The 17,087-nt window shown below is 39.5% G+C and carries 31 protein-coding genes; all 31 read right to left on the reverse strand.

Going from position 1 to position 17,087, the window contains the following annotated elements:
- Positions 1 to 4 precede the first annotated feature (4 nt).
- A complete protein-coding gene (gene truA / locus ACE025_RS07010) occupies positions 5 to 814 on the reverse strand; it encodes a tRNA pseudouridine(38-40) synthase TruA (protein WP_485938835.1) in 810 nt (269 codons plus the stop codon).
- Positions 815 to 978: 164 nt separating this feature from the next.
- On the reverse strand, positions 979 to 1,776 hold the full coding sequence (locus ACE025_RS07015; RefSeq protein ID WP_485938837.1) for an energy-coupling factor transporter transmembrane component T family protein: 798 nt from the start codon (positions 1,774 to 1,776) through the stop codon (positions 979 to 981).
- Positions 1,773 to 2,675, reverse strand: a complete 903-nt coding sequence (locus ACE025_RS07020; protein WP_485938839.1) for an energy-coupling factor ABC transporter ATP-binding protein — start codon at positions 2,673 to 2,675, stop codon at positions 1,773 to 1,775. Before ACE025_RS07020 ends, ACE025_RS07015 begins: the two co-directional genes overlap by 4 nt.
- Positions 2,651 to 3,490, reverse strand: a complete 840-nt coding sequence (locus ACE025_RS07025; RefSeq protein ID WP_485939009.1) for an energy-coupling factor ABC transporter ATP-binding protein — start codon at positions 3,488 to 3,490, stop codon at positions 2,651 to 2,653. Before ACE025_RS07025 ends, ACE025_RS07020 begins: the two co-directional genes overlap by 25 nt.
- A 496-nt stretch (positions 3,491 to 3,986) precedes the next feature.
- The gene (rplQ, locus tag ACE025_RS07030; RefSeq protein WP_092480926.1) at positions 3,987 to 4,367 is read right to left on the reverse strand and encodes a 50S ribosomal protein L17; all 381 of its coding nucleotides are present in this window, start codon (positions 4,365 to 4,367) and stop codon (positions 3,987 to 3,989) included.
- Between the two features lie 30 nt (positions 4,368 to 4,397).
- On the reverse strand, positions 4,398 to 5,342 hold the full coding sequence (locus tag ACE025_RS07035) for a DNA-directed RNA polymerase subunit alpha (RefSeq protein ID WP_092480925.1): 945 nt from the start codon (positions 5,340 to 5,342) through the stop codon (positions 4,398 to 4,400).
- A gap of 76 nt (positions 5,343 to 5,418) precedes the next feature.
- Positions 5,419 to 5,805: a 30S ribosomal protein S11 gene (gene rpsK / locus ACE025_RS07040; RefSeq protein WP_485938842.1), complete on the reverse strand. Its 387-nt coding sequence runs from the start codon at positions 5,803 to 5,805 to the stop codon at positions 5,419 to 5,421.
- A 25-nt stretch (positions 5,806 to 5,830) separates the two neighbouring features.
- Entirely contained in the window at positions 5,831 to 6,196 is a 366-nt protein-coding gene (gene rpsM / locus ACE025_RS07045; RefSeq protein WP_485938844.1) for a 30S ribosomal protein S13, read from the reverse strand.
- A 27-nt stretch (positions 6,197 to 6,223) separates the two neighbouring features.
- Positions 6,224 to 6,337, reverse strand: coding sequence for a 50S ribosomal protein L36 (rpmJ, locus tag ACE025_RS07050; RefSeq protein ID WP_034299928.1), 114 nt, complete (start codon positions 6,335 to 6,337; stop codon positions 6,224 to 6,226).
- A 34-nt stretch (positions 6,338 to 6,371) separates the two neighbouring features.
- The gene (gene infA, locus ACE025_RS07055; protein ID WP_092480922.1) at positions 6,372 to 6,590 is read right to left on the reverse strand and encodes a translation initiation factor IF-1; all 219 of its coding nucleotides are present in this window, start codon (positions 6,588 to 6,590) and stop codon (positions 6,372 to 6,374) included.
- Positions 6,591 to 6,855: 265 nt separating this feature from the next.
- Positions 6,856 to 7,509, reverse strand: a complete 654-nt coding sequence (locus tag ACE025_RS07060; RefSeq protein WP_485938847.1) for an adenylate kinase — start codon at positions 7,507 to 7,509, stop codon at positions 6,856 to 6,858.
- Positions 7,510 to 7,567: 58 nt separating this feature from the next.
- A complete protein-coding gene (gene secY / locus ACE025_RS07065; protein WP_485938849.1) occupies positions 7,568 to 8,860 on the reverse strand; it encodes a preprotein translocase subunit SecY in 1,293 nt (430 codons plus the stop codon).
- Positions 8,860 to 9,300: a 50S ribosomal protein L15 gene (gene rplO, locus ACE025_RS07070; RefSeq protein ID WP_092480919.1), complete on the reverse strand. Its 441-nt coding sequence runs from the start codon at positions 9,298 to 9,300 to the stop codon at positions 8,860 to 8,862. Before rplO ends, secY begins: the two co-directional genes overlap by 1 nt.
- Before the next feature lie 47 nt (positions 9,301 to 9,347).
- Positions 9,348 to 9,527 (reverse strand): 50S ribosomal protein L30, encoded by a 180-nt coding sequence (gene rpmD, locus ACE025_RS07075; protein ID WP_485938851.1) that lies wholly within the window; start codon positions 9,525 to 9,527, stop codon positions 9,348 to 9,350.
- Positions 9,528 to 9,544: 17 nt separating this feature from the next.
- Positions 9,545 to 10,045: a 30S ribosomal protein S5 gene (gene rpsE, locus ACE025_RS07080; RefSeq protein ID WP_485938853.1), complete on the reverse strand. Its 501-nt coding sequence runs from the start codon at positions 10,043 to 10,045 to the stop codon at positions 9,545 to 9,547.
- 20 nt (positions 10,046 to 10,065) lie between these two features.
- Positions 10,066 to 10,431, reverse strand: a complete 366-nt coding sequence (gene rplR / locus ACE025_RS07085; RefSeq protein ID WP_280521798.1) for a 50S ribosomal protein L18 — start codon at positions 10,429 to 10,431, stop codon at positions 10,066 to 10,068.
- 36 nt (positions 10,432 to 10,467) lie between these two features.
- Entirely contained in the window at positions 10,468 to 11,004 is a 537-nt protein-coding gene (gene rplF / locus ACE025_RS07090) for a 50S ribosomal protein L6 (protein ID WP_485938855.1), read from the reverse strand.
- A 31-nt stretch (positions 11,005 to 11,035) separates the two neighbouring features.
- Entirely contained in the window at positions 11,036 to 11,434 is a 399-nt protein-coding gene (gene rpsH, locus ACE025_RS07095) for a 30S ribosomal protein S8 (protein WP_092480914.1), read from the reverse strand.
- Positions 11,435 to 11,466: 32 nt separating this feature from the next.
- Positions 11,467 to 11,652 (reverse strand): type Z 30S ribosomal protein S14, encoded by a 186-nt coding sequence (locus ACE025_RS07100; protein WP_204212092.1) that lies wholly within the window; start codon positions 11,650 to 11,652, stop codon positions 11,467 to 11,469.
- A gap of 17 nt (positions 11,653 to 11,669) precedes the next feature.
- The gene (gene rplE, locus ACE025_RS07105; RefSeq protein WP_092480912.1) at positions 11,670 to 12,209 is read right to left on the reverse strand and encodes a 50S ribosomal protein L5; all 540 of its coding nucleotides are present in this window, start codon (positions 12,207 to 12,209) and stop codon (positions 11,670 to 11,672) included.
- Positions 12,210 to 12,236: 27 nt separating this feature from the next.
- A complete protein-coding gene (gene rplX / locus ACE025_RS07110; RefSeq protein WP_092480911.1) occupies positions 12,237 to 12,545 on the reverse strand; it encodes a 50S ribosomal protein L24 in 309 nt (102 codons plus the stop codon).
- Between the two features lie 35 nt (positions 12,546 to 12,580).
- Positions 12,581 to 12,949, reverse strand: a complete 369-nt coding sequence (rplN, locus tag ACE025_RS07115; protein ID WP_092480910.1) for a 50S ribosomal protein L14 — start codon at positions 12,947 to 12,949, stop codon at positions 12,581 to 12,583.
- 56 nt (positions 12,950 to 13,005) lie between these two features.
- Positions 13,006 to 13,272, reverse strand: coding sequence for a 30S ribosomal protein S17 (gene rpsQ, locus ACE025_RS07120; protein WP_092480909.1), 267 nt, complete (start codon positions 13,270 to 13,272; stop codon positions 13,006 to 13,008).
- Positions 13,273 to 13,299: 27 nt separating this feature from the next.
- Positions 13,300 to 13,494: a 50S ribosomal protein L29 gene (gene rpmC, locus ACE025_RS07125; protein WP_092480908.1), complete on the reverse strand. Its 195-nt coding sequence runs from the start codon at positions 13,492 to 13,494 to the stop codon at positions 13,300 to 13,302.
- Positions 13,484 to 13,918, reverse strand: a complete 435-nt coding sequence (gene rplP, locus ACE025_RS07130) for a 50S ribosomal protein L16 (RefSeq protein ID WP_485938859.1) — start codon at positions 13,916 to 13,918, stop codon at positions 13,484 to 13,486. Before rplP ends, rpmC begins: the two co-directional genes overlap by 11 nt.
- 1 nt (position 13,919) lies before the next feature.
- Positions 13,920 to 14,576 carry a 30S ribosomal protein S3 gene (rpsC, locus tag ACE025_RS07135; protein ID WP_485938861.1) on the reverse strand — a complete coding sequence of 219 codons (657 nt, stop codon included), beginning with the start codon at positions 14,574 to 14,576 and terminating at the stop codon, positions 13,920 to 13,922.
- A 3-nt stretch (positions 14,577 to 14,579) separates the two neighbouring features.
- Positions 14,580 to 14,936 (reverse strand): 50S ribosomal protein L22, encoded by a 357-nt coding sequence (gene rplV / locus ACE025_RS07140; RefSeq protein WP_092480905.1) that lies wholly within the window; start codon positions 14,934 to 14,936, stop codon positions 14,580 to 14,582.
- A 21-nt stretch (positions 14,937 to 14,957) separates the two neighbouring features.
- A complete protein-coding gene (gene rpsS / locus ACE025_RS07145) occupies positions 14,958 to 15,236 on the reverse strand; it encodes a 30S ribosomal protein S19 (RefSeq protein ID WP_485938863.1) in 279 nt (92 codons plus the stop codon).
- Positions 15,237 to 15,288: 52 nt separating this feature from the next.
- Positions 15,289 to 16,122 (reverse strand): 50S ribosomal protein L2, encoded by an 834-nt coding sequence (gene rplB, locus ACE025_RS07150; RefSeq protein WP_485938865.1) that lies wholly within the window; start codon positions 16,120 to 16,122, stop codon positions 15,289 to 15,291.
- 32 nt (positions 16,123 to 16,154) lie between these two features.
- The gene (rplW, locus tag ACE025_RS07155) at positions 16,155 to 16,442 is read right to left on the reverse strand and encodes a 50S ribosomal protein L23 (protein ID WP_092480902.1); all 288 of its coding nucleotides are present in this window, start codon (positions 16,440 to 16,442) and stop codon (positions 16,155 to 16,157) included.
- The gene (rplD, locus tag ACE025_RS07160; RefSeq protein ID WP_485938867.1) at positions 16,442 to 17,065 is read right to left on the reverse strand and encodes a 50S ribosomal protein L4; all 624 of its coding nucleotides are present in this window, start codon (positions 17,063 to 17,065) and stop codon (positions 16,442 to 16,444) included. The genes rplW and rplD overlap by 1 nt, the downstream gene beginning before the upstream one ends.
- Positions 17,066 to 17,087 lie beyond the last annotated feature (22 nt).

Consider the following 17,087-nt stretch of genomic DNA (forward strand, 5'->3'; position numbering starts at 1 on the left):
TTTTTTAGTTTTGTGTTGTTTCTTCGGTCTGTTCAAAGACAGTTCCTTTAGTCGCTTCTCGTTTATCATAGTATGTCTGCATCAAATACAATCCATGCGCAGCGGCAGTTGGACCAGCTTGATTGCGGTCTTTAGCTTCTATGATTCGTTTCATGTCCGTTGCAGGGCGCAAGCCGTTAGCAATTTGCAAAAGTGTGCCTACCAATATCCGGACCATGTTGTATAAAAAACCGTTCCCTCTAAAAGTAAAAATGATTTCGCCATTCAGTGCATCGTGTTCAACTTTTGCCTCATAAACGGTACGGACCTTGTCATCTTTGCCGCTGTTACTGGAACAAAAGCTCGTAAAGTCTTTTTCCCCTACAATATCAGCCAAAGCCGTTTCTAGTGCCTCCATATCGATTCTATAAGGATGGTGCAACACATAGAGCCGTTTAAACGGAGTCATGACTTCATTGATGTCTACTCGATACTGGTATTTTTTCCCAGCAGAAGAGTATTGCGCATGAAAATTTTCGTCTACAACTTCCACATGGTAAACAGCGATTTCATCTGTCGTCAAACTGTTCAATGCGCGCTTCATGTTTTCAGGCGGCAAATGGAATGGATAATCAAAATGGATGACTTGTGCTTTGGCATGGACTCCTGAATCCGTACGGCCAGCACTGCGTAATCTGATTTTTTGTCCTTTTGTCATGATTTCGAGCGCTGCCTCGATCTCTCCTTGGACTGTTCTTCCATTAGGTTGAACCTGGAAGCCGACGAACTGGCTTCCATCGTACTGCAATGTGACTTTATAACGATAGCTTTTCATTAGTTGTCTCCTTACTTTGCCCTTGTTTCATTTTATATTTTGATTTCTGCTTCAAAACGCAGCCTGTCATCTGTTGTTTTTTACTGATCTTTAAAAGAAAAAGACGCCTCACACAACGCTTCGTTGGAAGTGACTGTGATGAGGCATCTTTAAATTCAAACGACTTAAGTTCTTAATAAGACCAATGCGCCAGTCATCAATACGAATACAATCATTACAAGCGTATCAGACCCACTCCAGTCCAATTTACGGAACTTGGTACGTCCTTCTCCGCCGCTGTATCCTCTAGCTTCCATAGCGGTCGCCAGCTCTTCAGCCCGGTTGAATGAACTCACAAACAGCGGAATCAGCAATGGTACAATAGATTTCATTTGTTGGAAGACATTTCCTTCTCCGAAATCTACTCCACGTGCTCGCTGCGCATTCATGATCTTCTCTGTCTCATCCATCAATGTAGGAACGAAACGAAGCGCAATAGAGAGCATCAATGCAATCTCATAAACAGGAACCTTCAAAGCTGTCAAAGGACGCATAAGATACTCTAATGCATCTGTCAGCGATAATGGCATTGTCGTCAGCGTCAAGAGTGTCGACATGAAGATGATCAACACGAAACGGCAGAAAATGAATATCCCGTTCATCAACCCTTGAGAGGTCACCATCAAGATGCCCCACTGGAAGTAAACTTCTCCTCCTCCAGTAAACAAAACTTGGAGAACAACAGTAAATAAGATCAGCCAAATCATTGGTTTTATTCCATTAATGAAGAAACTCATTTTGATTTCTGACAATAATACAGCTGTTAAGACAAATATGAATAAGGTCAGATAGGTTTGCCAGTTATTTGCTAAGAAAATAACAAAAATAAAGAAAATTGTACTCAATAGTTTCGCTCTTGGGTCTAAACGGTGAATCCAAGAATTACCTGGAATGTAACGTCCAAAGATTAATTTCTCCATCATTTGGCATCACCGCCTTCAACTGGATTTAAACCAGCAGCAGTTTGTCTATTCAGCTCAGCGACCAATTTGTCTGCTAATTCTTCTGTCGTCAACGGAATCTCGCCTAATTGAAGACCCATCCGTTCTTCTAAACGACTAGCAAATGATACTGTTGCCGGAACATCCAATTGTTTGCTTTCCAGCCAAGCTTCGTCTTTGAAGATCTCACGCGGAGCACCTTCTTTAACGACAGTCCCATTTTCAAGGATGATCATATGGTTGGCATAATTCGCTACGTCTTCCATTTGATGAGTTACCAGAACGATCGTGATGCCCTGCTCTTTATACAAGCTGTAGAACATCTCCATCATCTCGGTACGTCCTTTAGGATCTAATCCAGCTGTTGGTTCGTCTAAGACCAGTACTTCCGGTTCCATCGCCAATACACCAGCAATTGCCACACGGCGCATTTGTCCGCCTGACAGATCAAATGGAGAACGTTCCATGTAGGTTTCGTCTAGACCGACTAACGGCAACATGCGCTTCGCGATTTCGACTCCCTCTTCTTCTGTAGCGCCAAAGTTCTTCGGACCGAAAGCAATGTCTTTTGCGATCGTTTCTTCGAACAATTGAGCTTCAGGGAATTGGAACACGATTCCGACTTTTTTACGGATACCTTTTAAATTTTTATTGTTTGTCGTTGAAATGATTTCCCGATCGCCGATGATTACTTTGCCCTCAGTGGGTTTGTTCAAGGCGTTCAAGTGACGAAGGATCGTCGACTTTCCGCTTCCTGTATGCCCAACGAGTGCTGTGTAGCTGCCTTGTTTGATATCAAAGTCGATATCGTATAAAGCACGGCTTTCGAATGGTGAGCCTTTTTGGTATGTGTACCCTACTTTTTCGAAAGTAATGTCCATAACCATTCCACCATCCCTTCTTCAGTTAAATACGTTTCGGGAACTGTAATGCCTCTTTCTTCTAAAGCCGCTTTCAGCTTTTCAGGAAAAGGAATGTCCAACCCCATATCGATCAGCTGGTCCCCGTTAGAGAAAATCTCTTGCGGAGTTCCTTCTTTCACTAATTTACCAGCTTGCATCACTAAGATCCGACTAGCATTAGCTGCTTCATCGATGTCATGAGTGATCGAAATTACGGTCAAATTTTCTTTTTCTTTGATGCGTTGGACAGTCTCAATAACTTCTTGGCGTCCTTTTGGATCCAGCATGCTTGTTGCTTCATCTAAAAGGATGATCTTAGGAGCAATCGCTACAACTCCGGCAATGGCTACACGCTGCTTTTGTCCGCCAGAAAGACGAGCCGGTTCTCTCTCTTTGAAATCCAGCATTTTCACTTGGGCTAATGCGGATTCTACTCGCTGGATCATTTCATCTCTTGGGACCGCTTGGTTTTCCAACCCGAAAGCGACATCGTCTTGAACGGTAGATCCAACAAACTGGTTGTCAGGGTTCTGGAACACCATTCCCACTTTTTCACGGATGCTCCAGATGTTTTCTTCCGTCAGCGGCAACTGATCTATAAAGACTTTTCCGCTGTCAGGAGCAATCAGACCGTTGATCGTTTTCGCCAACGTTGATTTTCCAGAACCGTTAGGACCAATGATCGCTATCCATTCGCCTTCTTCGATCTCTAAAGAAACCCCATTCAAAGCAGGTCTTAGGTCAGTTTCGTTATAAGTATATACTAGATTATTTAATGTAATGATTTTATTCATGGCTAACTCCCCGCGTATTCTTTTAGGCTGCAAATCAGTTCTAAAACTCATTTGTGGTGAAGATGCATCTATAGAGACTAGTCGTGCTTTTATCCCGCTTTTATCCCAGCTTAACGGCAGTCTGTCATCTCTCATAGCCCATTACGCTATTCTACGTTACATTATACTATACAGACCTATTCATTTTATAGAGTATCTGAGAAATTCGTTCATTTAGTCTTTTTATTTTAAAGTAACTGAAAAATAAGGCTAACCCTATTTTCCAGCTGCTTTAAAATAAAAAAAATCACTTTTATTGATGAATGTACCCCTCTTAGAGAACTGATTCTCTAAGAGAAGTTTAGAGCTAGACTAGAAAGACGGATCTTCCATCATCATAACACTCCGTTTCATACATCTAAAAAGTGAACGTCATTTATTACCATATTATTTAACCATCTGTCTAAACGCGAACGTTTTTGACAAATGGCTAAATCTGAAGTACTCAATAGTTGAATTAAACTAATTCAATAACAACCATTGGAGCACCATCACCGCGACGGTTTTCAGTTTTTAAAATACGAGTGTATCCACCTTGACGTTCAGTATAACGTGGTGCAATGTCCCCGAATAATTTTTGTAAAGCTGATTGTACGACGATTGCATCTTCTTCTTCTTTAACAGAAGCAACTTCGTTACGAACGAAAGCAGCTGCTTGACGACGAGCATGCAAATCTCCGCGTTTTCCTAAAGTAATCATTTTCTCAGTAGTTTTGCGAACTTCTTTAGCGCGAGCTTCAGTAGTTACAATACGTTCGTTGATGATTAAGTCAGAAGTTAAGTCACGTAACATAGCTTTACGTTGAGAGCTTGTACGTCCTAATTTACGGTAACCCATTGTATATTATCCTCCCTTGATACAGTACGACTAGTCATCGTGGCGTAAGCTTAAATCTAGTTCATTCAATTTGAATTTAACTTCTTCAAGTGATTTACGTCCAAGATTACGTACCTTAATCATTTCAGCTTCTGATTTGTCAGTTAATTCCTGTACGGTATTAATTCCAGCACGTTTCAAACAGTTGTATGAACGTACAGACAAATCAAGTTCTTCTATTGTCATTTCAAGTTTTTTCTCTTTTTGAGTCTCTTCTTTTTCCACCATGATTTCCACTTTACGTGTTTCATCCGTTAGATTTACGAAGATATTCAAATGCTCTGTAAGAATACGTGCAGCTAAACTAACTGCTTCTTCAGGGCTAATTGAACCGTCTGTCCATACATCAAGTGTCAGTTTATCAAAAGTATCCTTTTGACCAACACGAGTATTTTCGACTTGGTAGTTCACACGACTAACTGGGGTGTAAATTGAATCGACTGGCAAAACACCAATTGGCATATCGTCTTTTTTATTGTGTTCAGCTCTTGCATAACCTCTACCTTTTTTAGCTGTCATACGAACATGGAAATGTCCGCCTTCAGATACAGTACAGATATACAAGTCAGGGTTTAAGATTTCAACATCACTATCGAAAATGATGTCTGCTGCCGTTACCACTGCTGGGCCTTTCACATCGATTTCAATCGTCTTGTCCTCTTCAGAGTATAATTTGAGTGCCAACTTTTTAATATTTAAGATGATTGCTGTAACATCCTCAACAACACCATCAATAGTAGAAAATTCATGTAAAACACTGTCAATTTGAATATTTGTTACAGCTGCTCCCGGAAGAGAAGACAATAATATACGACGCAAGGAATTTCCTAACGTAGTTCCATACCCGCGCTCAAGTGGTTCTACAACGAATTTACCAAACTTGGCATCATCGCTGATCTCAATCGTTTCAATTCTTGGCTTTTCAATTTCGATCATTCTGCTATTTACCCCTTTCAAAACGTTAAGTTCATGTTATCGAGTGCAAACCTACAAAAAATGAAGCGGCTCTCAATTAAACACGACGGCGTTTTGGAGGGCGGCATCCATTATGAGGAACAGGAGTTACGTCACGAATTGCTGTAACTTCTAAACCTGTTGCTTGCAACGAACGAATTGCTGCTTCACGACCTGAACCAGGACCTTTAACTGCAACTTCGACTGTTTTCATTCCATTTTCCATGCTTACTTTAGCTGCTGCTTCAGCTGCTAATTGAGCTGCAAATGGAGTTGATTTTTTTGATCCGCGGAAACCTAGTGATCCAGCTGATGACCATGAAATTGCGTTACCATGAGTATCAGTAATCATTACAATAGTATTGTTGAATGTTGAACGGATATGAGCTACTCCAGTTTCAATATTCTTTTTCACACGACGCTTACGTTGAACTTTTCTTGCCATTAAGGTTTACCTCCTTACTTCTTAATTATTTTTTCTTACCTGCAATTGCCTTAGCTGGGCCTTTACGAGTACGTGCATTATTTTTCGTGTTTTGTCCACGAACTGGTAATCCACGACGGTGACGCATGCCTCGGTATGAACCAATATCAATTAAACGTTTGATATTTTGGCTTACTTCACGACGAAGATCTCCCTCTAATTTCAATTTGTCCACTTCCACACGGATAGCGTCTAATTGATCATTGGTTAGATCGCGTACGCGAACATCTTCTGATACACCAGCTGCTTCTAAAATATCGCTAGCTGTTTTTTTACCGATTCCATATATATAAGTTAGAGAAATTACTACACGTTTGTCACGTGGAATATCTACACCTGCAATACGAGCCATTACAATTACACCTCCTATAGTTTTATATTATCCTTGACGTTGTTTATGTTTTGGATTTTCACAAATGACCATTACCCGACCATTACGGCGGATAACTTTACATTTATCACACATTTTTTTAACTGATGGTCTTACTTTCATGAACTAACCCTCCTATTTTAGTGACGGAGTGCAATTATTTAAAGCGGTAAGTTATACGTCCACGTGATAAATCATATGGAGATAACTCAACTGTAACTTTATCTCCTGGTAATATACGAATGTAATTCATACGAATCTTACCGGAAACATGCGCCAATACAATATGGCCATTTTCAAGTTCAACTTTAAAACTTGCATTTGGCAAAGTTTCAACGACTGTTCCTTCAATTTCTATGACATCGTCTTTCGCCACGCCTAGTACCTCCTTTAGTTTTTTCGCTTCTAACACGCGATAAACAGTGAGCGCGATCTTGCCCCCACTTGTTTTCATCTTAACTTATAGATTATAACACAACAAAAAAGCATTTTAAAGTCAATACCTTTAATATTATAGCATAACCCAAATTCTTCTACAAGTTTCTGAAAAATCATTTATTGACTTTTCGAACAAATGTGAAGTTTATTTGCTTAAGAAAACAAATAAAAGAAAGGATGGATTTTGTAATAAATGGTAAAGATTATTTGCTTTGATCAATGACTGCTTTAATTGCAGCAAAAACATCTTTCACATCATCTTCGCCGTTTACGGTGTACAAAACCCCACGCTCTTTGTAGAAGTTCAAAAGAGGTTCTGTTAATTCAACGTTTACGTTTATACGATTCTCGACTGTTTCAGGTTTGTCATCTTCTCTTTGATAGAACTCATGCCCTCCGCAACGATCACACGTACCTTCAACTTGTGTCGGTTTATTCAGTTTGTGATATGTTGCTCCACAATTACTGCACATAAAACGACCAGTAAGTCTTTGCATTAAAATGTCTTTGTTCACTTCAATGTAAAAAACAGCATCGATTGGTTTGTTTAAGTTGTTGGTGATTTCTTCTAACGCTTCCGCTTGATTCAATGTACGAGGGAAACCATCTAAAAGAAATCCTCTTTCAGTGTCGGATTCAGCCAAACGTTCATTGACGATTCCATTAGTTACTTCATCTGGGACTAAGTTTCCAGAATCCATAAAGGTTTTTGCTTTTAATCCTAATTCGGTTTGGTTTTCAACTGCAGCCCGGAACATATCTCCTGTTGAAATATGAGGTATTTGATAAGCATCTACAATTTGTTCTGCTTGCGTCCCTTTTCCTGCACCAGGAAGCCCCATTAAAATGAGATTCATCATTTTTCCTCCTTAAATGTAAGAATTAGTGCTGAGGAAAATCCTCAACACGTTCTTCTTATTGGATAAAGCCGCGATAACTTCTTTTGGCAGTTTGTCCTTCCAGTTGTCTCATTGATTCAAGAGCCACACCTACTACGATAAGTAAGCTGGTTCCTCCAAGAGCTACTGAAGAAGGTAAATTCCACAAGTTAGATGCTAGGATCGGTACCAAAGCAATAAAGCCAAGATACAGTGCACCTAATGTACTTAAACGGACAAGAACTTTCGATAAATAATCTTGAGTTGCTTTTCCGGGACGTACGCTTGCGATATAACCACCCTGCTTTTGCAAGTTTTCAGAAACTTTCTCCGGATTAACTTGGATGAAGGCGTAGAAGTATGTGAACACAACGATCAAGACCGTATAGATCACAGCTCCTATTGGTTCTTCCAAATTGAAAATTTGATTAAGCACTTGATACCAAGTCTCATTTCCAGAACTTTGACTAAAGAAACCTAAAATGGTTTGAGGAGTCATGATAAAGGAACTCGCAAAGATAACTGGAATAACTCCAGCTGAATTTACTTTTAATGGTATATGGGCGCTTTGGTCATTAGACGAAACACGTTTAGAGTACTGAACTGAAATTTTACGTCTAGCATTTTCCATATAAATCACTGCAATTACTAAAAGGATAAACCCAACAGCAATTAAAACAGAGAATAGGATTGCTTCTGTCATTTCAGAACCCGCATTTCGAATTTGAGTGTTGTAAAAATTGTAAAGGTCTGAAGGAACACGGGCAATGATACCTGAGAAGATGATCATTGAAGTGCCGTTCCCAAAACCATTAACAGTAATGAGCTCAGCCAACCATAAAACCATCATTGTTCCTGCAGTAAGAATAAGTGCAATTGACAGATATGTTGTTACACTTGGATTATTAACCAACCCCAAGTTTGTTAGGGCATTGAATCCATAGGATATACCAACCGCTTGAACAAACGCTAAAAAGATCGTCAAGTAACGAGTTACTTGGTTCAGCTTGCGTCGTCCAACTTCCCCTTGATCGGCCCATTCTGCAAATTTAGGAATGATATCCATTTGCAGCAATTGGACAACGATAGAGGCGGTGATATACGGAGAAACACCAAGCGCAAATATAGAATAGCTGCTAAGTGCTCCACCACCAAAGGTATTCAATAAGCTAAATAGTCCAGATGTAGATAAATCTCCCAACGCGCTTGCATTCACGCCAGGAACCGTAATATGGGTTCCTAAACGAAAGAGAATTAAGATTCCTAGAGTGAAGAAGATTCTTCCTCTAATGTCCTTATCTTTAAATGCATCTTTTAGGACCTTTAACATTAAATCACCTCAACTGAACCGCCAGCAGCTTCGATTGCTTCTTTAGCTGCTTGGGAGAATTTATTTGCTTTAACAGTCAATTTGCGTTCAATTGTTCCGTTACCTAGCACTTTAATTCCTGATTTTTCGTCTTTGATGACTCCTGTTTCTACTAGTAAAGCTGGTGATACTTCAGTTCCGTCTTCAAAGCGGTTTAGTGTATCAAGATTAACAACAGCATATTCTTTGCGGTTGATATTCGTGAATCCACGTTTTGGCAATGTACGGAATAAAGGTGTTTGTCCACCTTCAAATCCTAAACGAACGCCACCACCTGAACGTGCTTTTTGTCCTTTTTGACCACGACCTGAAGTTTTACCGTTACCAGAAGAAGTTCCGCGTCCTACACGGTTGCGTACTTTACGAGAACCCTCTGCAGGTTGTAATTCATGAAGTTTCATTATTTGGGCACCTCCTTCAATTTGAATCTTACGAAAGTTTACATTAATTAAACTTCTTTAACGTCCACTAAATGTGAAATTGTGTTAACCATACCTTTGATTGCTTCATTAGCAGGTTTAACTACAGTGCTGTTAGTTCTTTTAAGACCTAAAGCTTTAACTGTATCACGTTGGTTTTGAGGACGTCCGATAACGCTACGTTTTAAAGTAATTTCTAAATTAGCCATTTCTTATTGTCCTCCTTTTATCCGATAATTTCTTCTACAGATTTACCGCGAAGTTTTGCAACTTCTTCAACGCGTTTTAATTGAGTCAATCCTTCGATTGTTGCACGTACCATATTGATTGGAGTGCTTGAACCTAATGATTTACTTGTTACGTCAGCAATACCAGCTAATTCCATTACGGCACGAACTGGACCACCAGCAGAAACTCCAGAACCTTCAATTGCAGGTTTGATTAAAACATTTCCACCGCTGTAACGGCCAATAACTTCATGAGGTACTGTTGAACCAGATCTTGGCACTTCAATAAGGTTTTTCTTAGCACTTTCAATTGCTTTACGGATAGCTTCAGGTACTTCTTGAGCTTTACCAGTACCAAATCCTACGTGTCCATTTTTGTCTCCGACAACAACTAATGCAGCAAAACGTAAACGACGTCCACCTTTAACTACTTTAGTTACACGGTTGATTGTAACAACACGATCTTCTAATTCCATTGTATTTGGATCGATGTATACCATGTGTGGTTTTCCTCCTTTTCTTAAAAGTCTAGTCCATTTTCGCGAGCAGCTTCAGCTAAAGCTTGAACACGGCCATGGTATAGGTATCCACCACGGTCAAAGACTACTTCTTTAATACCTTTTTCAACAGCGCGGCTAGCAATTAATGCTCCGACAGCTGATGCTTGTTCTGTTTTTGATTCGCCTGAAACTTCTTTATCTAATGTAGATGCACTTGCGAGCGTGACACCCGCTACGTCGTCAATTACTTGAGCGTAGATATTCTTATTTGAACGGAAAACATTCAAACGTGGGCACTCAGCAGTACCAGAAATTTTAGCACGTACGCGTCCATGTCTTTTTAGACGGACTTTGTTTTTGTCTGGTTTTGAAATCACAATTGTCACCTCTTTATTTTATTTGTAACGATTTAGGCTGCCAGGTTATTTACCTGTCTTACCTTCTTTACGACGAACGATTTCGTCAGTGTAACGAATACCTTTACCTTTGTAAGGCTCAGGAGGACGAACTGCGCGAATGTTAGCTGCTAGTTCTCCAACGTGTTCTTTGTTGATTCCTTTAACAATAATCTTAGTGTTTGAAGGAACTTCAACAGTTACGCCTTCTCTAGCTTCAAATTCAACTGGATGAGAAAGACCAACGTTCAATACAAGTTTATTACCTTGTAATTGAGCACGGTATCCAACCCCAATCAAATCTAAAGTTTTTTCAAATCCTTCAGTAACTCCAACAACCATGTTGTTAACGATGGCACGTGTAGTTCCGTGGATTGTACGGTGAGATTTGCTGTCATCTGGACGGTCGAAAGAAATTTCGTTGTCAGAGACAGTCATTGTGATAACTGGGCTTTTAGAGAAGTTTAGTTCTCCTTTAGGACCTTTAACAGTTACCACACCATCGTTTTGAGTAACTTCTACTCCAGCAGGAATAGTAATAACTTTATTTCCAATACGGCTCATAGCAGGGCACCTCCTTATTTAATCTTAACTATTACCAAACGTAAGCGAGTATTTCGCCACCGATATTTTTTGCTCTTGCTTCTTTGTCTGTAACGACGCCTTCTGAAGTTGATACGATCGCGATACCAAGTCCGTTAAGAACTTTAGGTACATCGCCAGCTTTAGCGTAAACACGCAAACCTGGTTTAGAGATACGTTTCAATCCAGTAATAACACGTTCGTTGTTTTGTCCATATTTTAAGAAAACACGGATAACGCCTTGTTTGTCGTCTTCAACAAATTCAACATTTTTTACAAAACCTTCACGTTTTAAAATGTTAGCAATATCTTTTTTAGATTTTGAAGCAGGTACTTCTAACGATTCGTGTCTAGCTGAGTTAGCGTTACGAACACGAGTTAGAAAATCTGCAATTGGATCAGTCATGACCATGATTTTTTAGCCTCCTTTTTGCGAGTTTCGTTTTACCAGCTTGCTTTCTTCATACCAGGAATTTCACCTTTATAGGCTAGTTCGCGTAAGCAAATACGGCAAAGTTTGAATTTGCGGTAAACTGAATGTGGACGACCACAACGTTCACAACGAGTGTATGCTTGAGTTGAGAATTTAGCAGGGCGTTTACTTTTAGCAATCATTGATTTTTTAGCCACTATCTTCGCCTCCTATATTATTTTTGGAATGGCATTCCAAGTTGTGTTAATAATTCACGAGATTCTTCGTCAGTGTTAGCAGTAGTTACAATAACAATATCCATTCCGCGAACTTTATCAACCATATCGTACTCAACCTCAGGGAAGATAAGTTGTTCTTTAACTCCTAGCGTGTAGTTACCACGTCCGTCGAAAGCTTTATTGCTCACACCGCGGAAGTCACGTACACGAGGAAGTGAAACAGAAACCAATTTGTCTAAGAAATCGTACATTCTGTCTCCACGTAATGTTACTTTAGTACCAATCGGCATACCTTCACGTAAACGGAAGCCAGCGATTGATTTTTTTGCTTTTGTGATTACTGGTTTTTGACCAGAAATTACTGTCAATTCATTAACAGCTTTGTCTAAGTTTTTAGTGTTAGATACAGCATCACCTACACCCATGTTGATAACGATCTTGTCAACTTTTGGAGTTTGCATGATTGATGTGTAGTTAAATTTTTCCATCATAGATGGTGTAATCTCTTTTTGATATTTTTCTTTAAGGCGGTTCATGAAGTTAGTCCCTCCTTCCTTAATATATTAGTTTAAAACTTCACCGGATTTTTTAGAAATACGTACTTTTTTACCATCTTCAACTTTGTAGCCAACGCGAGTTGGTTCACCTGTTGAAGCATCGATCAACATAACATTTGACACATGAACTGGAGCTTCGATTTCTAAGATCCCGCCATTTGGTTCAAATGATGATGGTTTTTGGTGTTTTTTCATAATGTTTACACCTTCAACGGTAACACGATTTTTCTTAGGAAATACAGCAGTAACTACGCCTTCTTTTCCTTTATCTTTACCAGTGATAACTTTAACTTTATCTCCTGTTTTAATAAACATATTTTTCTCGCACCTCCTTCGTGGATGGTTGGGTATTAAAGAACTTCTGGAGCCAATGAAACGATCTTCATGTAGTTGCTGTCGCGTAATTCACGAGCAACAGGTCCAAAGATACGAGTTCCTCTTGGGCTCTTGTCATCACGGATGATAACACAAGCATTTTCATCAAATTTGATATAAGAACCGTCTGCACGACGAGCTCCTGTTTTTGTACGTACAATAACAGCTTTTACAACTTCACCTTTTTTGACAACGCCACCTGGTGTTGCATGTTTAACAGTACAAACAATTACATCACCAATGTTAGCAGTCTTACGGCCAGAACCACCTAGTACTTTAATAGTAAGTACTTCACGTGCTCCAGAGTTGTCAGCTACTTTTAAACGACTTTCTGATTGGATCACTTTCGTATCCTCCTTTCGGAATTAGAAACTTCATTTTTTTCAATTAGAGATTTTAATTAAATAATGATTGACTCTTCTACGATTTCAACCAAACGGAAATGTTTAGTTGCTGATAGTGGACGAGTTTCCATGATTTTAACGATATCGCCTAATTTTGCACTGTTGTTTTCATCATGTGCTTTATATTTTTTAGAGTATTTCATACGTTTACCGTATACTGGATGACGTTTTTGAGTATCAATTTGAACTACGATAGTTTTGTCCATTTTGTCAGAAACTACGCGTCCTTGATAAACTTTACGTTGATTACGTTCTTCAGTCATTCGTTAGCGACCTCCTTTATCGATCAACTATTTTTGTAATTCAGCTTGACGCAACGCAGTTTTAATGCGCGCGATAGATTTGCGAACTTCGCTCAATCTTGAAGTATTCTCTAACTGGCCAGTAGCCAATTGGAATCTTAGATTGAATAATTCTTCTTTGAATTCTTTTTCTTTTTCAATCATTTCTGAAGTGGATAATTCTTTAAGTTCATTAGCCTTCATTAGATTCACCACCAATTTCTTCACGTTTTACGAATTTCGTTTTGACTGGTAATTTGTGTGATGCTAAACGTAAAGCTTCACGAGCTACTTCTTCAGATACGCCGCCAACTTCAAACATGATTTTTCCACGTTTAACTGGTGAAACCCATCCTTCAGGAGCACCTTTACCAGAACCCATACGAACTCCGATAGCTTTAGATGTGTATGATTTGTGAGGGAAAATTTTAATCCATACTTTCCCGCCACGTTTCATGTAACGAGTCATAGCAATACGAGCAGCTTCAATTTGACGGTTTGTGATCCAGTGTGATTCTGTAGCTTGTAATCCGAATTGGCCATAAGCGATTTCTTTACCGCCTTTAGCTTCTCCACGCATTTTTCCTCTAAATTCACGACGGAATTTTACACGTTTAGGTACTAACATGTTATTTCCCTCCTTTCTCTGCATTCTTTTTAGCTGGTAATACTTCTCCACGGTAGATCCAAACTTTAACGCCTAGTTTACCGTAAGTAGTGTCAGCTTCTTCCCAAGCGTAATCGATGTCTGCACGCAATGTGTGCAATGGAACAGTTCCTTCAGAATGTGTCTCGCTACGAGCCATATCTGCACCGTTCAAACGACCAGAAACTTGAGTTTTGATACCTTTAGCTCCAGCACGCATTGTGCGTTGGATAGCTTGTTTTTGAGCACGGCGGAAGGCTACACGACTTTCTAGTTGACGTGCGATTCCTTCTCCAACTAATTTCGCATCTAAATCAGGTTTTTTGATTTCCACGATGTTGATGTGAACACGTTTGCCTGATAATTCGTTTAATTTCTTACGTAAAGCATCTACTTCAGATCCACCTTTACCGATAACCATTCCTGGTTTAGCAGTGTGAATTGAGATATTTACACGATTAGCAGCACGTTCAATTTCTACTAATGAAATTGATGCATCGCTAAGGTTTTTGAAGATGTATTCGCGGATAGCGATATCTTCATGCAAGTAAGCTCCGAATTCTTTTTCTGCATACCATTTAGAATCCCAGTCGCGGATGATACCTACACGCAAGCCTTTTGGATTAATTTTTTGACCCACAGATTAGCCCTCCTTTTTTTCTGATACCACAATAGTAATGTGGCTTGTACGTTTCATGATTGGTGAAGCTGATCCTTTAGCACGTGGACGGAAACGTTTCATCGTTGGTCCTTCGTCTACAAAAGCTTCGCTTACTACCAAGTTTTCAATGTTTAAATCATAGTTATGTTCTGCATTAGCAATAGCAGATTTTAATACTTTTTCAACTACTGGTGAAGCGCCGCGCGGAGTAAATTTCAAGATTGAAATTGCTTCTCCTACACTTTTACCTCTAATAAGATCGACAACTAAACGAACCTTACGAGCGGCAATGCGAACACTTTTAGCAGTTGATTTAGCTGCTGTAATTTGTTCTGACATGAGTAATCCTCCCCTCAAATATTAACGATTCGTTTTCTTGTCATCCGCAGTATGACCACGGTAAGTTCTTGTTGGTGCAAATTCACCTAATTTGTGTCCGACCATGTCTTCTTGTACATAAACAGGAACATGCTTCCGTCCATCGTATACTGCAATTGTGTGTCCAATAAAGTTCGGGAAAATTGTTGAACGACGAGACCAAGTTTTGATAACTGATTTCTTCTCGCTAGCACTCATTGCTTCTACCTTTTTCATTAAGTGTTCATCGACGAAAGGTCCTTTTTTAAGACTACGACCCATAGTTGAACCTCCTTCCAGTTATGCAGCAAATTGGTTTTCCAATTCGCCTAGATTATTTTGTTTTACGACGACGTACGATTCGTTTGTTAGATCTAGCTTTTTTGTTACGTGTTTTCAATCCTAATGCAGGTTTACCCCATGGAGTTAATGGACCAGCATGTCCGATTGGAGCTTTACCTTCACCACCACCGTGTGGGTGATCGTTAGGGTTCATTACAGATCCACGAACAGTTGGGCGTTTACCCATCCAACGTGAACGTCCAGCTTTACCAATGTTGATCAATTCGTGTTGTTCGTTACCAACTTCACCGATTGTAGCACGGCAAGTAGATAAGATTTGACGAACTTCGCCTGATCCTAAACGAACTAATACGTATTTACCTTCTTTACCCAAAACTTGAGCGCTTGTTCCTGCAGAACGAACTAATTGTCCACCTCTGCCTGGTTTCAACTCAATATTGTGGATAACAGTACCAACTGGAATACTTGATAGAGGTAAAGTATTACCTACTTTAATATCAGCATTTTCTCCTGAAAGAATATGTTGTCCTACTTCAATTCCTTTTGGTGCAAGAATGTAAGTTTTGATCCCATCTGTATAGTGTACTAATGCAATATTAGCAGAACGGTTTGGATCATACTCAACAGTTTTTACGATACCGACAACATCGTCTTTATTACGTTTGAAGTCGATAACACGGTAGCTGCGTTTGTGCCCGCCACCTTGGTGACGTACAGTGATTTTACCAGCGTTGTTACGACCAGCCTTTTTTTTGTTAGGTTCTAATAAAGTCTTTTCAGGTGTTGTTGATGTAATCTCTGAAAAGTCAGAACCTGTCATATTACGGCGGCCGTTAGTGGTAGGTTTGTACTTTTTAATCGCCACGTGATTTCCCTCCTATTTGATAGTATGTTGAATTATTCAGCTTCGAAAAATTCGATATCTTTTGAGTCTGCAGTTAAAGTTACTACAGCTTTACGACGTTTTTTAGTGTATCCAGAATATTTACCCATACGTTTCAATTTTCCACGTACGTTCATAACATTCACGTTTTTAACTTTTACGCCAAAGATTTCTTCAATTGCTTGTTTGATGTGAGTTTTGTTTGCGCGAACGTCAACTTCAAAAGTGTATTTTTTGCTGTCTTCAGCAAGCATAGCTTTTTCAGTGATCATTGGACGCAAGATTACTTCGCGTGCTTCCATTATTGAAGAGCCTCCTCTACTTTAGTTAGAGCAGTTTGTGTAAAAATCAATTTTTCATGAGATACAACATCTAAAACTGAAACGTTACTTGGAGATACTACTGTTACTCCTGTAAGGTTACGAGCTGATAATGCTGTAAAATCATTTCCGTCTTCTACAACTACTAATACTTTTGTATCAACGTTTAAATTGTTTAACACTTGTGCAAATTCTTTCGTTTTTGGTGCATCGAAGTTCAATGCATCTACAACGATTACGTTTTCGTCTGCTACTTTAGAAGAAAGAACAGATTTGATTGCTAAACGACGAACTTTTTTAGGAAGTTTGTAGCTGTAAGAACGAGGTGTAGGTCCAAAGACAACACCACCGCCACGCCATTGTGGTGAACGGATAGATCCTTGACGAGCACGTCCAGTACCTTTTTGTCTCCATGGTTTACGGCCACCGCCTCTTACTGCACTACGGTTTTTAACTTTATGTGTTCCTTGTCTTAATGAAGCACGTTGCATGATGATTGCATCAAAAACAACATTTTCATTTGGTTCAATTCCGAAAATAGCATCGTTTAATGTAACTTCGCCATTTTGAGAACCGTCTTGTTTAAATAAGACTAATTTTGCCATTCCTTTGCTCCTCCTTTCTTCG

The organism is Desemzia sp. AGC72 (genome assembly GCF_057334175.1).

Excerpts from the sequence above, each read along its gene's own strand:
- rplW (WP_092480902.1), bottom strand. The coding sequence starts at position 16,442 with ATGGAAGCACGCGAAGTAATCTTGCGTCCAATGATCACTGAAAAAGCT.
- rpmC (WP_092480908.1), bottom strand. The coding sequence starts at position 13,494 with ATGAAGGCTAATGAACTTAAAGAATTATCCACTTCAGAAATGATTGAA.
- rpsQ (WP_092480909.1), bottom strand. The coding sequence starts at position 13,272 with ATGACTGAAGAACGTAATCAACGTAAAGTTTATCAAGGACGCGTAGTT.
- ACE025_RS07020 (WP_485938839.1), bottom strand. The coding sequence starts at position 2,675 with ATGGACATTACTTTCGAAAAAGTAGGGTACACATACCAAAAAGGCTCA.
- rpsH (WP_092480914.1), bottom strand. The coding sequence starts at position 11,434 with ATGGTCATGACTGATCCAATTGCAGATTTTCTAACTCGTGTTCGTAAC.
- rpsE (WP_485938853.1), bottom strand. The coding sequence starts at position 10,045 with ATGGTATACATCGATCCAAATACAATGGAATTAGAAGATCGTGTTGTT.
- rpmD (WP_485938851.1), bottom strand. The coding sequence starts at position 9,527 with ATGGCTAATTTAGAAATTACTTTAAAACGTAGCGTTATCGGACGTCCT.
- rplF (WP_485938855.1), bottom strand. The coding sequence starts at position 11,004 with ATGAGCCGTATTGGAAATAAAGTTATTACTATTCCTGCTGGAGTAGAA.
- secY (WP_485938849.1), bottom strand. The coding sequence starts at position 8,860 with ATGTTAAAGGTCCTAAAAGATGCATTTAAAGATAAGGACATTAGAGGA.
- rpsM (WP_485938844.1), bottom strand. The coding sequence starts at position 6,196 with ATGGCTCGTATTGCAGGTGTAGATATTCCACGTGACAAACGTGTAGTA.
- rplV (WP_092480905.1), bottom strand. The coding sequence starts at position 14,936 with ATGTCAGAACAAATTACAGCAGCTAAATCAACTGCTAAAAGTGTTCGC.
- rplQ (WP_092480926.1), bottom strand. The coding sequence starts at position 4,367 with ATGGGTTACCGTAAATTAGGACGTACAAGCTCTCAACGTAAAGCTATG.
- rplE (WP_092480912.1), bottom strand. The coding sequence starts at position 12,209 with ATGAACCGCCTTAAAGAAAAATATCAAAAAGAGATTACACCATCTATG.
- rpsK (WP_485938842.1), bottom strand. The coding sequence starts at position 5,805 with ATGGCAAGAAAAGTTCAACGTAAGCGTCGTGTGAAAAAGAATATTGAA.
- ACE025_RS07015 (WP_485938837.1), bottom strand. The coding sequence starts at position 1,776 with ATGATGGAGAAATTAATCTTTGGACGTTACATTCCAGGTAATTCTTGG.
- rpmJ (WP_034299928.1), bottom strand. The coding sequence starts at position 6,337 with ATGAAAGTAAGACCATCAGTTAAAAAAATGTGTGATAAATGTAAAGTT.
- rplX (WP_092480911.1), bottom strand. The coding sequence starts at position 12,545 with ATGTTTATTAAAACAGGAGATAAAGTTAAAGTTATCACTGGTAAAGAT.
- truA (WP_485938835.1), bottom strand. The coding sequence starts at position 814 with ATGAAAAGCTATCGTTATAAAGTCACATTGCAGTACGATGGAAGCCAG.
- ACE025_RS07035 (WP_092480925.1), bottom strand. The coding sequence starts at position 5,342 with ATGATCGAAATTGAAAAGCCAAGAATTGAAACGATTGAGATCAGCGAT.
- rplD (WP_485938867.1), bottom strand. The coding sequence starts at position 17,065 with ATGGCAAAATTAGTCTTATTTAAACAAGACGGTTCTCAAAATGGCGAA.
- rplO (WP_092480919.1), bottom strand. The coding sequence starts at position 9,300 with ATGAAACTTCATGAATTACAACCTGCAGAGGGTTCTCGTAAAGTACGC.
- rplP (WP_485938859.1), bottom strand. The coding sequence starts at position 13,918 with ATGTTAGTACCTAAACGTGTAAAATTCCGTCGTGAATTTAGAGGAAAA.
- rpsS (WP_485938863.1), bottom strand. The coding sequence starts at position 15,236 with ATGGGTCGTAGTCTTAAAAAAGGACCTTTCGTCGATGAACACTTAATG.
- ACE025_RS07025 (WP_485939009.1), bottom strand. The coding sequence starts at position 3,490 with ATGAATAAAATCATTACATTAAATAATCTAGTATATACTTATAACGAA.
- ACE025_RS07060 (WP_485938847.1), bottom strand. The coding sequence starts at position 7,509 with ATGAATCTCATTTTAATGGGGCTTCCTGGTGCAGGAAAAGGGACGCAA.